This is a genomic window from Pseudomonas frederiksbergensis, assembly GCF_003732705.1.
Classification (GTDB): domain Bacteria; phylum Pseudomonadota; class Gammaproteobacteria; order Pseudomonadales; family Pseudomonadaceae; genus Aquipseudomonas; species Aquipseudomonas frederiksbergensis_F.
The window spans coordinates 297,675-311,759 of the sequence record NZ_MOBR01000006.1 but is presented as its reverse complement, the minus strand read 5'-3'; the positions used below and the strand labels follow the sequence as shown (position 1 = coordinate 311,759).

General features: G+C 58.9%; 18 protein-coding genes. All 18 read right to left on the bottom strand.

Features of this window, described 5'->3' with window-relative positions:
- Window positions 1-8: 8 nt before the first annotated feature.
- The 18 genes from BK667_RS06265 to BK667_RS06180 all read right to left on the bottom strand — a co-directional run bounded on the left by BK667_RS06265 (window position 9) and on the right by BK667_RS06180 (window position 13,630).
- Window positions 9-221 carry a tail protein X gene (locus BK667_RS06265; protein ID WP_123511957.1) on the bottom strand — a complete coding sequence of 71 codons (213 nt, stop codon included), beginning with the start codon at window positions 219-221 and terminating at the stop codon, window positions 9-11.
- A complete protein-coding gene (locus BK667_RS06260) occupies window positions 214-597 on the bottom strand; it encodes a phage tail protein (protein ID WP_123511955.1) in 384 nt (127 codons plus the stop codon). Before BK667_RS06260 ends, BK667_RS06265 begins: the two co-directional genes overlap by 8 nt.
- Window positions 597-2,762 carry a phage tail tape measure protein gene (locus BK667_RS33805; RefSeq protein ID WP_123597088.1) on the bottom strand — a complete coding sequence of 722 codons (2,166 nt, stop codon included), beginning with the start codon at window positions 2,760-2,762 and terminating at the stop codon, window positions 597-599. The genes BK667_RS06260 and BK667_RS33805 overlap by 1 nt, the downstream gene beginning before the upstream one ends.
- A gap of 128 nt (window positions 2,763-2,890) precedes the next feature.
- Window positions 2,891-3,472 carry a phage tail assembly protein gene (locus tag BK667_RS06250; protein ID WP_123597087.1) on the bottom strand — a complete coding sequence of 194 codons (582 nt, stop codon included), beginning with the start codon at window positions 3,470-3,472 and terminating at the stop codon, window positions 2,891-2,893.
- A 184-nt stretch (window positions 3,473-3,656) separates the two neighbouring features.
- Window positions 3,657-4,163 carry a phage major tail tube protein gene (locus BK667_RS06245; protein WP_123511949.1) on the bottom strand — a complete coding sequence of 169 codons (507 nt, stop codon included), beginning with the start codon at window positions 4,161-4,163 and terminating at the stop codon, window positions 3,657-3,659.
- Window positions 4,163-5,329 carry a phage tail sheath protein gene (locus BK667_RS06240; RefSeq protein WP_123597086.1) on the bottom strand — a complete coding sequence of 389 codons (1,167 nt, stop codon included), beginning with the start codon at window positions 5,327-5,329 and terminating at the stop codon, window positions 4,163-4,165. Before BK667_RS06240 ends, BK667_RS06245 begins: the two co-directional genes overlap by 1 nt.
- A 2-nt stretch (window positions 5,330-5,331) precedes the next feature.
- Window positions 5,332-5,514, bottom strand: coding sequence for a hypothetical protein (locus tag BK667_RS06235; RefSeq protein WP_123597085.1), 183 nt, complete (start codon window positions 5,512-5,514; stop codon window positions 5,332-5,334).
- Window positions 5,515-5,612: 98 nt separating this feature from the next.
- A complete protein-coding gene (locus tag BK667_RS06230) occupies window positions 5,613-6,038 on the bottom strand; it encodes a phage tail assembly chaperone (RefSeq protein ID WP_123597084.1) in 426 nt (141 codons plus the stop codon).
- Between the two features lie 11 nt (window positions 6,039-6,049).
- The gene (locus BK667_RS06225) at window positions 6,050-8,011 is read right to left on the bottom strand and encodes a phage tail protein (protein WP_123597083.1); all 1,962 of its coding nucleotides are present in this window, start codon (window positions 8,009-8,011) and stop codon (window positions 6,050-6,052) included.
- Window positions 8,012-8,647: a phage tail protein I gene (locus BK667_RS06220; protein ID WP_123597082.1), complete on the bottom strand. Its 636-nt coding sequence runs from the start codon at window positions 8,645-8,647 to the stop codon at window positions 8,012-8,014.
- The gene (locus tag BK667_RS06215; RefSeq protein ID WP_123597081.1) at window positions 8,644-9,639 is read right to left on the bottom strand and encodes a baseplate J/gp47 family protein; all 996 of its coding nucleotides are present in this window, start codon (window positions 9,637-9,639) and stop codon (window positions 8,644-8,646) included. The genes BK667_RS06220 and BK667_RS06215 overlap by 4 nt, the downstream gene beginning before the upstream one ends.
- Window positions 9,636-9,968, bottom strand: a complete 333-nt coding sequence (locus BK667_RS06210) for a phage baseplate protein (protein WP_123597080.1) — start codon at window positions 9,966-9,968, stop codon at window positions 9,636-9,638. The genes BK667_RS06215 and BK667_RS06210 overlap by 4 nt, the downstream gene beginning before the upstream one ends.
- A 10-nt stretch (window positions 9,969-9,978) precedes the next feature.
- Entirely contained in the window at window positions 9,979-10,590 is a 612-nt protein-coding gene (locus tag BK667_RS06205; protein ID WP_123597079.1) for a phage baseplate assembly protein V, read from the bottom strand.
- A 3-nt stretch (window positions 10,591-10,593) separates the two neighbouring features.
- Window positions 10,594-11,106, bottom strand: coding sequence for a hypothetical protein (locus BK667_RS06200; protein ID WP_123597078.1), 513 nt, complete (start codon window positions 11,104-11,106; stop codon window positions 10,594-10,596).
- 46 nt (window positions 11,107-11,152) lie between these two features.
- On the bottom strand, window positions 11,153-11,494 hold the full coding sequence (locus BK667_RS06195; RefSeq protein WP_123511930.1) for a phage holin family protein: 342 nt from the start codon (window positions 11,492-11,494) through the stop codon (window positions 11,153-11,155).
- Window positions 11,495-11,575: 81 nt separating this feature from the next.
- Window positions 11,576-12,157 (bottom strand): DUF642 domain-containing protein, encoded by a 582-nt coding sequence (locus tag BK667_RS06190; RefSeq protein WP_123597077.1) that lies wholly within the window; start codon window positions 12,155-12,157, stop codon window positions 11,576-11,578.
- A 7-nt stretch (window positions 12,158-12,164) separates the two neighbouring features.
- On the bottom strand, window positions 12,165-12,353 hold the full coding sequence (locus BK667_RS06185; protein WP_123511926.1) for a Com family DNA-binding transcriptional regulator: 189 nt from the start codon (window positions 12,351-12,353) through the stop codon (window positions 12,165-12,167).
- 542 nt (window positions 12,354-12,895) lie between these two features.
- Complete coding sequence (locus tag BK667_RS06180; RefSeq protein WP_123597076.1) at window positions 12,896-13,630, bottom strand: LexA family transcriptional regulator; 735 nt, start codon at window positions 13,628-13,630, stop codon at window positions 12,896-12,898.
- Between the last annotated feature and the right edge of the window lie 455 nt (window positions 13,631-14,085).

Sequence of the window (14,085 nt, the reverse complement as noted above, 5' to 3'; positions counted from 1 at the left end):
CAGCCTCCTTAATCCCAAGCCGTTGCCGGCGTTTTCGCTGCGGGCCTGGTTTCAAGTTCCGGCAGCACCACCCAGACGCCTGCTGGCAGTACAGGGCCTTGCTCGGCCAGTGTCGGATTGAGGCGCCACAGCGCTTCTTCAGCCCCGTCGTCACAGCGCTCGGTTTCGCGATAGAGCAACAGATTCACCGAGTCACCGGCGATGGTTCGTACCTTACGCATTGACGTATTCCCCCAAGGTAATCGACCAAGTGATCAACATCGCCGTGCCGTCATCAATCACGCAGCTTTGGGTTTCCAACACATCATCGATGCGCCACAAACCCCAGTTGCGCCCAATGCCATCGACCAACGGCAGCGGTATCCGCAGCGCCTGCAAGGCACGCAATTCGTCGAGCCGATCCATGGCCACCGCGTACATTGCCTTGCCAGTGATCGTCAGGGTTTGCAGGCCTTGACCGGTCTGGCTGGATTTGGGCTTGCTGGTCAAAATATCCACCTTCACCCAGCCACCGTCCGACTTGCGCACCAGACCGTCGTAGGCAAAGTTGCTCGACAAGCCAAAAATGAACGTACCGAGTGCCATTTGCTGCCTCATCAAGCCACCCCATCGGTCAGGGCCGTGTCACGTCGCACGGCGAGTTGATTGGTCGTTGTCATCATTGCGAACTGGTTGGAAAGGTGTTGCACGACCAGGTTGGCCAATTCGGTGGTATTGGGTGAATCGAGGCCGTTGATGTAGATGTTGGCGTTCACCGTGTTTTGCTGATTGTTGGTTTGGGCGTTGGTCAGGTCTTTAGCGGCCTGATCCGGAGGAAGGAGCCTGTCGGCAGGCGCACTGAGTTTTTCGCCCAACCGGGCCCCCATTTCCTGACCGATCCAACTGCCTGCCAATCCGCCAACGGCCGCACCGGCCAGCCCGCCAAAGGCGGCGCCGAACGGACCGAGAAAGGCACCCGCCGTGCCACCCATGACCGCCCCCGCTTCAACACCCGCCCAGGCGCCGCCAGCGGTGCCCAAACCAGCGCCGACCATCCGGGCATCGCCGTTCATCACGCCTTCGACCACCATGGGGGCAACACTTAACGCGGTCGCCAAAGGAATCAAGCGCTTCACGGGGCTCAAGGAACCGCTCAGCCCTCGCATAGGACCGAGCTCTACATCTGCCATGGCGGCGTTCGCGAGCTTGAGATCCGGTTTGGGCGTGCCACCGGTTTTTCTGAAGTCTTCGGAGATCAATTCTCCCAAACGGCCGGGAAGCCGAGGTGCCACCTTACCCAGCACCCCCTTGGCTGCCTGGCTGCTCACCTCATCCGCAATGGATTTGAACAGCGTACTCACCAACGGCTTGATAGCTGCCATGACAATGACAACAGCCGCCGTGGTTTTCGGATGGGTTTCGGCCAATTCGCTCAGTCTGTCAGTCACCGAACCGGCAGCACCCAGCGCGCTGTCAGCCATGGGTAGCAGCGCATTCCCGGAGGCCAGCGACAGACGATCGTTGCGCGCATTCAAGACATTCCACTGACCCTGTTGGGTCCTGGACTGTACAAGCGCGTCTTGCTTCACCGAGCCCTTGTCACCTAACTGCGACGTGGCGTACTGGCGGTTGTCGGACACCTGCCAGAAGGCTTGGCTGACGTCAGGCAGATTGCGCGACATGCGCACCGCCGCTTCGTCCCCGTTGGCAAACAATGTGGTGGCCAGCCTTGAGCGATTTTCGGCAGGCTGTGCGTTTAACGCTGCAAGCACCGACATGACCGCGCCCGGCGCCTTGTCCTGCTGGCGTAAAAGACCAGCCACCTCCACGGGATCAAGCTTCAACTGTTGCCAGGCCACTCGCTCGCTTGCAGAAACCTGATCACCCTTGGCCATGGCGGTCGTGATGCTATTGAGCGCAGCGCCGGCGTCGGACTTTTGCGTGCCCGTGTTCAGCAATGCCGCCGTCAGCGCAGCAGCTTGGGCAGGCATCAACCCTGCTGTGGTAGCGGCGACACCGTCACGCTGCAAAACCGCACCGATATCAGCCGCTTTTGCACCACCGGGTATCTTGCCCAAATGGTTGGTTGCGTCCGCCAGATCAAAAGCCTGAGGGCCGCTGAGCTTCATCGACGTGCGCCAGGCGGCCATCATCTCGGCGACATCCAGAGCCGGCATTTTGAACGCCGACGCGGCGACGCCAGCGTCACTGGCGAAGCGCAGCAGTTCAAACTGTCGGTCCGACGCGTTGGGCAGATCACTGGCGATCCCCGCCGTGGCCGCCAGGCTTTCAATCTTCACCAGATCAACCGCTTTAGTCCCCCCGGCCGCCACCAGCGGAGCGCTGGCGATGTGCTGGGTTGACTGCACCATTTCCGCGCTTTGGCGCGGCGTCAATTGGGCTGCCTGCTTCAGATCGGCCATGGCCGAATCCATCTCTATCGCGGGTTTGAGCAGGTCCGGCGGTTCTATACGGTTACCGGGCTTGCCCGCACTCTTTTCGTTGGCCGGCTCACTCTTGGCGCCAGCTCCCATCGTTTGGGACAACAAACGTTGCGACGAAATTTTCAAATTCAGCGACTCAATCGCCGTCGTCAACAGACCGAGCTTGAGCCCGACATTTTCCAGCGCCAAGCCGAGGCCAGACAGAAGATCCCTGGCGGACGAGCCCATGCCTTGTGCTGACAATACGCCCGTGCCGGCCGAGGCCATGCTGGTACTACCGAACGCCAGCCCACTGTCGTCAAGGGCTGCGTATTTGAGCGAATATCTATCGTCCGCCATCCCGCTCTACTCCTGTTTCACGCCAAGGCGAGTGATCGCGATGTCGTAGCGGCGCAATGCCTTGCCGGCGTCCCATTCCAGAATTTCCGCTTCACTTACCGGGTAAATGAGCGGCACCACATCGAGGATTACTTCGATGTCGCGCTCCGAAAGAAGTCCGCCGGTTTGTTTAAAAAATCGTCGATGCGTACCTGAAGCTGTGTCCAGTCGGGCACGGTCAGCAGGTCCAGATCGGGGATCATCAACCCGGTGCAATGGGCGGTGATGAACTCAGCGCGTTCCTTGGCAGTTTTCAGTTTCTTCATCGCCTTGGTGGCGCGCAGCACCGGCATTTCCAGGGTCAGCGCAGTCATGCTGCGGCCCCCGGGGTTGAGCGGTTGCAGCAGTTGTACTTGGTCGGGTTCTGCCGATGGATCTCCCTGCCCTTCCTGTTCCAGAAAGTAAGAAGCCGGGCGGGTCGACATTTCGTGCACGTACTGGGCGATGCTCACGTAGTCCGGGCGTTTGAGTTGGTCGAGTTCCTTGACCGACAGCCCGGTGGCCAATTTCGCCAGTTCGAAAAACTGATCGTCCTCATCATCACCGGCATGGGCCAAGGCCTCTTTCTGCGCGGCGTAGAACAAGGGTTTGAGCTGAATCTGCTCGATCTGCGCCTGAGTGTCGGCGGTGATCGGCGACAGCAAGACGTGAACAGGAGGCGTCCAGGACATGAAATGAATTCCTTGGTGGATCATGGGGAGGTGTTGCGTAAATGCCGATTGGAGAATGCAGATCAAAGGGATTGCAAAGCCCTTTGTGGGAGCGAGCTTGCTCGCGATGGCGGTGGGTCAGGCAACACAAGTGTTGAATCTGCCGGCCCCATCGCGAGCAAGCTCGCTCCCACAGGGATCGGGTTTACGGCAGCAACACGGCGCGGCGGGCGTCACCGAGGATGTCGACGCCATTGAGCATGAACTTCTGGGTGCGCACATCGATGTCGATCACCGGGATGCCGTTTTCGAGACGGTTGTAGGTGCGGCAGGACAGGATGAGCGTGGTGGTGGGTTTGTCGCCCATCTTCAACTTGGCCTCTTCAAGGGATTTCAGCTTGCCGCCCACGGTGTGGTAGGTGAACCAGGTGTTGCCGTCCTGATCCTGGCCGGCTTCACGCACGTTCAGCAGAATGTCGTCGCCCAGCGCCACACCGAGCGCCAGCATGATTTCCGGGCCGGCGCCTTGCAGGGTCAGCGTGGCATTGAGCACCTTGCCGCTCTTGGCCATCTCCTCGCCGATAAAGCGCCCGCCGCGCATCTCTTCCATGTCGAATTCGATCTTCGGCGCGGTGAAATCTTCAACAGTCGCCGACAACGGCAGGCCTTGCAGGGTGGCCGCGATGGCCTGTCTTACACGGTTGGTAAACATTAGAGAACATCCTCCAGGAACTGCTCGATGATTTCATCGCGGGCGTTGAGTTGGTAAACCATGTGTTCGTTCGGCGCGTAGCGGCCGTAGTCGATGACGATGAACCAGGTGCCGTTCTTGTATTTCTCGACGCTGTTCAATTCCGGGTGCAGGTACACGCTGCCACCCGGGATGGTTTCGTCGGCGACCAGGGTTTGCAGCCAGTCGTTAATGCGCTTGACCTCCTGATCCATAAACGACTTGGTCAGGTTTTTGGCCATGGCTTTCTGGCCGGCTTTCACCAGTTTGCGGCTGATGGCATCTTCGAGGCCGACGTAGCTAATGAACTTGCCGGTGACGGAGCGGTTACCCAGCAGCGAGAAGCCGCCGAGGACGGTGCGAGCGTAATAGCTGATGCCGTAACGGTTGAGCAGATCGCCTTCGGTGGAGGTGTCGAGGATGTTGTATTCCACCACCCGCGACACGTCTTCGGCGTAGGTCACCTGGTTGCCCGGGCTTTCCCATTGCTTGACCTTGGCCAGTGCGGCGATAGCCAGGCTGGAAGGTGCGAGGAACACGTTTTTCTTCGCCGCTTTGGAGTAAACGGCCGGCATGTTATGCACGACCAGGCAACGGTCGAAACCGAGGTCCGCGCCGCCCAATTCCTGGCTGTAAGTCACTTGATCAGCGACCGCGGCATCCTTGCCGTCGAGCACTACGCGGGCCTTGATGCGTTTACCGAACGAAGCGAATTCGCTCGCCACCGCTTTGGTACCGGTGAAGCCTGGCGCACCAATGATGGTCAGGTCTTCCGGCACACCGCCCAGCGCGGTCAGGCCGAGTTTGCGACCGGTCACCGGCTCAATGCCGCCGATCACGTTGTTGATGGTGTCCGCCGGGGCGGTGCCCTCTTCGACGATGACCACGTAGATCGGCACCTTCACCACTTTGAGGATCTGGTACACCGCGTGGTACAGCGTGCCCGACTCGGCGCCGGTCGGATCGAGCAGTGCCTGAGTGGTGAAGCTGTTGATGCGGAACGGGGAGTTACGCGGAATCAGCGGATCGGCTTTCGGCGCGGTGCCGACCAGGCCAATGACGTTGTCACCCAGGCCACCCATGGCCTCGGGGGATTCAGTGGCATTGACGGTAATGCCGTTGTGCTCGAAGTTCAAAACCTCAGCCATGGTTATTCAGCCTTCTTGGCAGCGGCCTGTTGGGCCTGGGTGGATGTTTTCAGTTCCAGGCGACCGGCGCTGAGCAATGCATTGGCTTCGACGTCGAGCAGGTTGAGTTCCTGGCCAGCGGTCGACCAGTGACCACGCCCGACAGGGAACGGGACAAGGACGGTGTAGGTTTGGCGTTCTGCCATTTGGGTTTCTCCAGAGACTAAAAAGCCCCATTCGATTGGGGCTTTCGGGTGGTGTTGGGATGTAGCGGATAAGAAAACGCCCCGGCGGTGCGGGGCGTTTATTGGAGCTGGCCAGACAGCCAGGCGGGTGCAACGGGGCGGTGATCCACCAAAGGAAACTCGGCCTCTTGCGGCCAGTCGCGCAGCTTGCGCCGGTAGACTTGCAGCTCGGCATATTGCTCGGCGGTGAGCGTGGTTGCACCGCCATCCTCCAGTTCGTCGCGCTGACGCGCCACGATGCCATCGGTTTTCGCCAACTGCCCGTCACGCCAGGCACGCTCGAAGTCAGCCAATTGCTCAGGAGGCATCGGCGGACGCTCAATCAGTGAGGGTGGGACCGTATCAAAATTGATTTTGATCAGCTGCGATTGACCGTTCAACAGCTCGGCGTGCAGCTCGGGTGATATTTCGAAAGCATCCGCTGGAAGCTCGCCGCCCAAATCAGAATCGTGAAAAAAACCGGTTGTCTTACTGCTGTAAATCATCTGATTCCCCCTTACATCCCGAACGCAATTACGCGAACTGCCGATTGGCTCGCGGTGTAGTTTGACTGCACAACGACCTGACCCAATCCGTTGGCCATACCCGCTACAAAAGGAGAGCCGGTGGAGCCGTAAATAGTGCTGTCTGTCATCGAAACGACGCAGCCGAAATTTGCATTCAGAAACGCAGTCGGCAAGTTGAAAGGTGTGCTTAGCGCAGCTTTTGGAAATAGCGCCGTCATCCACTGAATGATCAAACCGGAGGGGAGTTTCTGGTAGCCGTTCGGTGACATCAGTGCACCAAACGGTAAAGTCTTGGCAACAACGCCCGTACCCAGTAACAACCAGTTGCCATTGCCAATGAAAGTGATGTCTACGTAGGTGTCCGGGGGAATGCTGCGGCTCACAGATGTGCTCAATACAGTCAGGCTTTCCTGCATTTTGTCCACGCCTTGAGTGGACAGGATCAGGTTGACCATCGACCAGTTCTGCAAACGAATAGTGCCGCCTACGGGAATACCATTCGCCACCGAGTCAGGAAGGCTGTAGGAAACCGGACCTTCACCGTAACAATGAACCATGCTGCCAACATGCGCCGCGATACCGATTAATGGGGCAGTGAACATATAAAACCCACTCAGCTCAAACCCTTTGGCTTTCACCCAATCGGTAGTTGCAAGCTTCTTGGTGTTATCAAACCGGGGAGGCGTCGTCCAGTTAGACCCAGACATGACACCGGCATATTTCAGCAACGCCGACCCACCGATTAACCGCCACAAGTTACCAACGCGAATAAACTCGGCAGTGTCACCCTGAGCAATCGAGATATCACCCGGAGCGTTAACCGCATCAATCAGTTCTCCCGCCCCTGCCGTGATCCTGACAGTCCCCATCGAAGAAAGAATGGAAACAGTGGCACCACCTGGAATAACGCCACTTCCGACCGGCAAGGTAGCGACCGCCGCGCCAGCAGTAGAAAAGGCAGCCCATTTACCAATGTCCGCGAGGGTCAACGCCGCAGACGCCAAGTAATTGGTGTAATCCCCGTACTCAACTCCCGCACGTTTCAGAAACGCCGAATTGACCAGCAGTTGCGATTTATCGAACTGCGCTGGCGTATTCGCCGTCGGGCTGATCAGCGCCGGCGCATTGAGCGGCGCAAAACCTTGCGTCACGTTCTGGAACGTCAACGCCGTGGTTCCCAGGACAATCGCTACATCAGTGATCAACTGCCAGCGGGTATCGGCCAGCGTTGCCCCCTGCTCCACGGAGACGATCAGTCCCGACGTCACGTCTGCACTGACATCCGCGTCTTTCGCCCGCACCCAGGCCGCGACTGCGGCAACATAGATGCCGTTATCTTTCGCGGCCGTCTGGTTTTTAACCAGAACCCGATCACCCGCAACAACGGCTACGCCATCAATTGTTTGAGGCCCGGCCAACGTGATGCTGGCGGTTGTCGCCACGCGCACCGATTGCTTGCTGTCGAGTTTGGCGAGTTCGTCAGCGACATAGGAAGTCACCCACGCACGGGTCGCTTTCACCACGGTGTCGTCAATCAGCAACGTCACCAAGGACGCATTGCTGGTTTCGAAAATCGAGCGAATGTAAAACTCTTTCCCCGACCCCGACGTGGCCAGAACCGGTTTGAACGACTCCGGGTATTTGACGATGGCGTACAAAATCCCGGTATCGGTCCAGATCCCGGCCTCGCGCACATACCAGCCGCCCACGTCCGGCGGGATGGTCACTTCAGCGAGCAACCAGCTCGGGTTTTTCTCATCCTGGAACAGTGCATTGAGCGGGCCGCGCCAGACTTCGCGCTTGAGCGCCGTGTCGGTTGCCGCCGGGTTGTAAACCGCGCCACCGCCGTCGCCGACGGAAATCTGTGACAACTTGATCGGCAGGCCCGCCGCTTTGCAGGCAGTTTCGTAGGCGATCCCCGCGTTGGTAAGCAGGGTGTAATAGTCGGCCATTTAGGACCCCTGTGGATAAATAGTGGAGGTTTCGACGGCGTAGAGCCCGGCGGCCATGAAGACCTGGCCCGAGGCTTCGAGCCCTTCGATGACAATCGGATAAACCGTGGTCAGCTCGCCGCATAGGGTGGCGGCGCCGATGACGTGATTGCCGAAGGCACTCAGGCCGACGGAGACCTTTAAGGTGTCGCGCTCACTTTTGGCGTCCGCCAGGCGTCGATCAAGGCGCGCATCGATTTCTTCGCTGTAAGGCTGTTCGGTAAAAGCCCTGACGGAAAAGCTGTAAGGCGCGCCCGGAGGCGTTTGCTCGTACCAGGCACGCACATCGGGTTGGAGCCGCAAACCTTTGGCGGCGTTTTCCAGCGCCTTTCGAGTGCCGGCCTGCCGTGCGGTGGGCCAAGCGAGTTCGACCGTCAAGCGCTTCTCAGCTTCAGGCGCTTCGGAACTCCACTCGCTGACACCGCGATCCGCGCCGAGGTACGGCAGGAACGCCAACGGTGTTTCGGCGGGGTTCATCAACTCCGGAAACGGCGGCGTAATGCGCTCAAGCAATTTGCCGAAACCAATATCAAGCGCCCGCTCCAGTGGCGAACTGTTGGCCGGCAACAGACTCGGACGAGGAGTGTCGTCACTCATAACGTGTCCACCTCAACCTCGACACCCGTGCAATACGGGGCCTGGAACGCCGTCGTAACAATTGGCGCCAGCGGTTCAAGGATTTGCAGTTGCACCGCGCCGGCGCTGTGCAGCGTGTAGTCGATCCAGCTCGGGTCCACCCGCCCTTCCAGGCGATGACAAGAATCGGCATAGGCCTGCAATTGCTGTTGCGCGGCGACCTTGGTCAGCCCCGAATCGGGACCGGCGTTGATCTTCGCCACCACCCGGATTTTGTAGTTTTTGATTTGCGCGCCCTGCACGGTGACCAGGTCGGTTTCGGGGCGTACATCAGGCCGGGCGAAATGTTGGCGAACACCGTCGAGCAATGCGGCGGACGGTGTGCCATCGCCCTCTCGGGCCAGCACCGTGACCATCACTTCTCCAGGCGCGGTACGGCGCCCGTTGCCATCCTTGACCTGCGCGGCAAAGCCGTCCGGGTCGAAGGTGTAAGTGACCGTCACTACACCCGCCGCCGCAGTTTCTACCTTCACCGCTGGGCGTTCACCCAAGGTGAACACCTCCCGGCGATACTGCATTCGCGAACCCGCTGCCGGGGCATGGGGCGCCAGGTAATAACGCAACCGGGCGTCATCGTCGCTTTCAAAAACCGGAGGGATCGGCGGGAACGCCGCCGGGTCGCCCGGGTCCAGCAATTGACGTTCAAGGCCCATGTCCGCCAGGCGTGCATCGAGGTTACTGCCGGTGGCCCACCACGCCAGCATCTGCTTGATGCGGGCGTTGTATTTGCGTTCGTGGGTTTGCAGCCGTACACAAAAAGCCTCGAGGGCAAGGGTCAGCAGTTCACTTTCATTTTCCAGACTGACTTTCAGCTTCGCCGCACTCTCGGGAGAGCGAGCGCCGACGTATTCAACGACGAACGTCTTAAACTCTGCGAGCAGGTCCTCAAACGCTTCGACGGTGACGATGGCCGGCTCGGCCAACTGGTTCTGGCCGGGGATCAACATACTCATGTCACCACCTCGAAGGTCTGTTGACGGTTTTTCCAGGTGCCGGCGAAGCGCAGCAACAACCCCGCGCCCTGCCGGCTGGCCACAATGACTTGCGGCTCAAAATCGTCGATACCGTTCTGCTTGTTGTAAAACGCTTGCGCGGCATGGCTCTGGGCCAGGATCAACACGTCGTCGCCGAGGTTCTGGCCCAGCAACTCCGGGAGTGCGCTGCCATACAGAGGGCGCTTCTGACGGGTGCCCAACGGCGTGGTCAGCGCCCGGGTGGCGCGCTGCACAAACTGCAGCCAGTCGTCGACGGTGGCGCCGGTGTTTCTATCGATTCCGATCATGGGAAACCCTTTATTTGGGGCTGATGACACGCCCCTGGTGATCCACCACCGGGCCGCTCAGGTGCACGCCGGCAGCGTCGATCAGCAAACCGACCGCGCCTAGTTGCAAGGTGATTGCCTGGGGCGTCATCGCCAGTCGCGCCGGGCCGATGCTCAATTCGAGCGATTCACGAGAACCGGTGAATGCCGCCGGGCCGTTGTTCCAGTGCAGGACATGGCTGACATCGTCGTAACCGCTTTCCGTGCCGTCCTGATAGAGACGACGGGTCAGCGACGCCAGTGTCGAGGCCGGGGGAAACCGGTCGCCGTTAAGGCCGAACAGCGCGACCGACTGCCCACCGCCCTCGCCGCCACCGTGATTCAGCAACAGGCATTGCTCGCCGACGGAGGGGATCCGCGACTCGCTCTGAGCCCCGGCACTCGGGTTGAAAAAGCGGATGGCCGGGCTCAGCAATTCACCGTGGCGGACCTTGCAGGTATTGCTGGCCGCATCGACTTCCTGACACACGCCGATCCGACAAAAATTGTCGGCGCGTCGATACAGGTCTTCAAGCTCAGTCTCCATCTGCGCCAAGCGCTCGATGATCGGGCCCAGTTGCATGCGTAACAGCGCGTCAAACATGGGCTAGTCCTCGAGTGCAATGTATTGATCCGGGTCGTCGATGTTCGACACTTCCCAGGTGCGGGCGTATTTCGGGATGCCCGTAGGGTCTTCCAGCAGCAATGGCCCGAGGTACAGCGTCTGGGTGAATGAAACGGTCCAGGCGTTGTATTCCCGTGTACCGCTGAGGGATGTGGTCGGAAGGCCATCGATGTTCTGCGGCAGGTCGCATTGATCGGCCGGCAGTTTCCAGCGATTGTCGGTGACGAGGTTTTTCAACTCGCTAACCAGGTCGCACACTTCAGGCCCAGGCGTCGGCAACACAACTTGCAACGAAACCGTCAGGACATGGGCGATGCGTCCGTTATTGGCGCGGTTGCCCGGCGCATCGTGATCGATTGCAATCAGCACCCAGGTCGAATCGATGGTGTTGTCGAAGTCTTGATGGCTGCCGACCTTCACGCCGGGAATGGCGATGCGCAATGCGTCGGCAATGGCGCTCACAAGCTGCGAAGGTTTTTCGATGACAACGGACATTAATGGCCTCCTGTTCACCTGCAACGCAAAGATCAGCGCCGCTGTTTTATTGTTGATCCGGACGTGGCGGCACTTCACACACACCAATCCGCTTCGCCGCCCAGCGCTCATACAACCCAATGGCCACATCCGCCCCCGCCATCGCCGTGAGGCAGCCAAACGCACACGCGGTCCAGATCGACACGCCAGCGGCGTACAGCAACATGATCGCGGAGACTCCGCAGATCACGCAGGCCCCGGAGCGCAATGCCAGGCGCCGCAACAGCGCCCAGCCTCGGGCGCCTTCCTTGTCGGCGCGCCACATTTCGCCGGACACCCCGCCCACCAGGGCGAGGACGATGACAAGCCAGATCGGCATGTCCAGCAACGCTTGTTGCTCGTTTGTCATGTCACGCCTCCTGGGGGTGATTGATGAATGATCGGGCTGTGTCCTTTGGACCCAGCCCGGGTGATGTCAGGCGATACCGCTTTAAAGACGTTCAACGATCACGTTGTCGATAAAGGCGAAGTTGTTGTAGGGGTTCTGTTCGTTGAAAAAAGCCAACGTGGTTTGCGACGTGGTGGCGGTGAAGTCGTAAGTGATGGTGCTCCATTCGACCGCGACGCCTTTGGCGACCGGGGTGTTAAAGGAGACGGTTTGCCCGGCCACTTTCACCTGGATGACACCGTCGCCGGAGCGACTGGCGTAGCGCGAGTTGCCCGCGCTAAAGGTCAGTCGATACTTGGCGCCGGTCGTGGTGGCGAAGTTCTGCTGAATGCCGCCGCCGTTGCCATAGACGTAGTTGGCCAGGTCGACAATCACTACACCATCGGCCGCTACCGAGCCCCCGAACATGGCTGGCATGTTGAAATACTCGGCACCGGACAAGAACGTTGTCCAGCCTGTGATGAAGTTGGTTTTCGCCGGGGTATCCAGAATGCAGCTACCGCTGCAGCCGGGTTGTTCGAAGCTGCCGTTGACCAAAAGGTTGGCGGCAGCCGCATTGCCACCGCTACCAAGTAGCGCAAAGGACAGCAACAGCGGGGTAACGTATTTTTTGAAACTGTTCATGGTTCACCTATTGAGTTAACTGAGTGGTTTGCGCAGCGGGTGCCGCGCTCAAGTCGCTCCCAGGCGATCGCTCGAGGCTCGTGGCCTTCACATGATTCAGCGTCCCGCATCGGGGACATTTGATCTGGAGCTCGGTGTGCTCACCCACTCGGGCGAGCAATCTTTTGCAATGTCCACATCTGCAATTTTTCAACATCTGCAATGCCTTTTGATTTCTGCCGGTTCCTTCCATTTGTTCGGGCTGTGCCCAGACGAGGCTTGAAGTGCCTGACGGTAGGTAGGCATTCCAAAAAGCCCGGTTTTGGCCGGGCTTTTCAGTAATGCGGTCCTTCGCCTTCCTTTGATCCTGTTAGCAAAAAAGGAAGCTGACTTTTCGGCGCTACTGGCGCGGTACGAGTCCATTCAAATTGTTTTTCCGACCGCGGTCCCTGCCCGCCGGATAACTGCTTCTGGTGCTTTACGCTGCACACCCGGGTCAGTTGCCAACCCTCTGAACCGTTGAGGCCGGTTCATCGCTGCCTTTGTGGTGGAACTAAAGAGCTTCGTTTCGAGCCGCTTTGTTGAGCGGCTTGAGACAAAGAATATGCATGGATGCATATACAGTCAATGCGCAAATGCATTTATTTATGCATTTGTTTTGCGCTGACGCATGAAAGCACCGCAGACAAAGGCGTTGGTGGTTTTGCGCAGGCGAAAAAAAACCCGCCGGGTGGCGGGTTTTATCGGATAGCGGTGAGGTTAGCGGGCGTACATGCCCCACCAGAAGACGTGACCGAGGATGACGATCTGCTCTTCCTGGATTTCCTGGAAGGTGTAGTCCTCATCCGGGTGCTCATCGCGATTGAAGCTGCGCAGGCGGATACCGGTGGGCAGGCGATAAAGCTGTTTCACCCGCAGCTGACCGTTATGGTTGATCGCGTACAGGTCGCCGTCGACGATGTCGCCAATCCCGCATTTACCGGCATTGACCCCGACGGTGGCGCCGTCGCGCAGGACCGGCAACATGCTGTTGCCGCGCACTGTCACGCATTTGGCCTGGTCGAACTGCACGCCGTTGTGACGCAGACTGCGCTTGCCGAAGCGCAAGCTGGAGCGCTCGCTTTCTTCGATGACGAATCTTCCTGATCCAGCAGCCAATTCAACCTCGCGAAGAAAGGGGACCGACACCTCGTCGTCATCGACAGGGGTATCGTCGTCCCACAAGCTTATGTCCTTGAGTTCGGAATGTATGGGCTCGCGCCCGGCACCGGCGGCCGGCGCAACATCGGCGCGCCCGCGCAACTGATCGGTGCTCACGGCGAAGTACTCGGCAATCTTCGAGATGTGCTTATCCGAAGGATCGACGATCTTCCCGCTGAGGATGCGCGAGAGTGTGGATTGAGGCACGCCGGTGCGACGGTGAAGCTCCGTGGGGGAGATCCCGTGCTGATCGAGCAGCGCTCTTAAGACTGAAGAAACATTGCGTTTTTGCATAACGCGAATAGTGCTTGATCTTTTTGCGGAAAACAAATGCAGATATGCATAAATCATAAATAAATAGCAGAAATGTTCCGCGGGGCTCCATGCCACCTATCGCAATACCCACACTGGATACTCTTGCATCACAGAGCTCTGCCGACGGAAATAGATCTTTGTGGCATGATTTGCCTTCCGCTGCTGACGTAGAATCCCAATGAAGATTACATTCAAATCGTGGGAAAAGTACCTGGACCGGGCATATCCCACACAGTCCAGGCCGTCACAGCCTACGGCGACACTCTCAATATTCAAACGGGACCTGTCGAATGGAGCGGCCCCAACTGCCCTCGGCTAAATCGACAGTATCAAGCTTGATGGCGCTTACTTGCTGGAGTTCGACTTTCTGGAAAGTGAGCTCTGAGCTGGTTGAAACAGTTCATCGCTGAAAACCCTGCCCACTCTACTCAAGC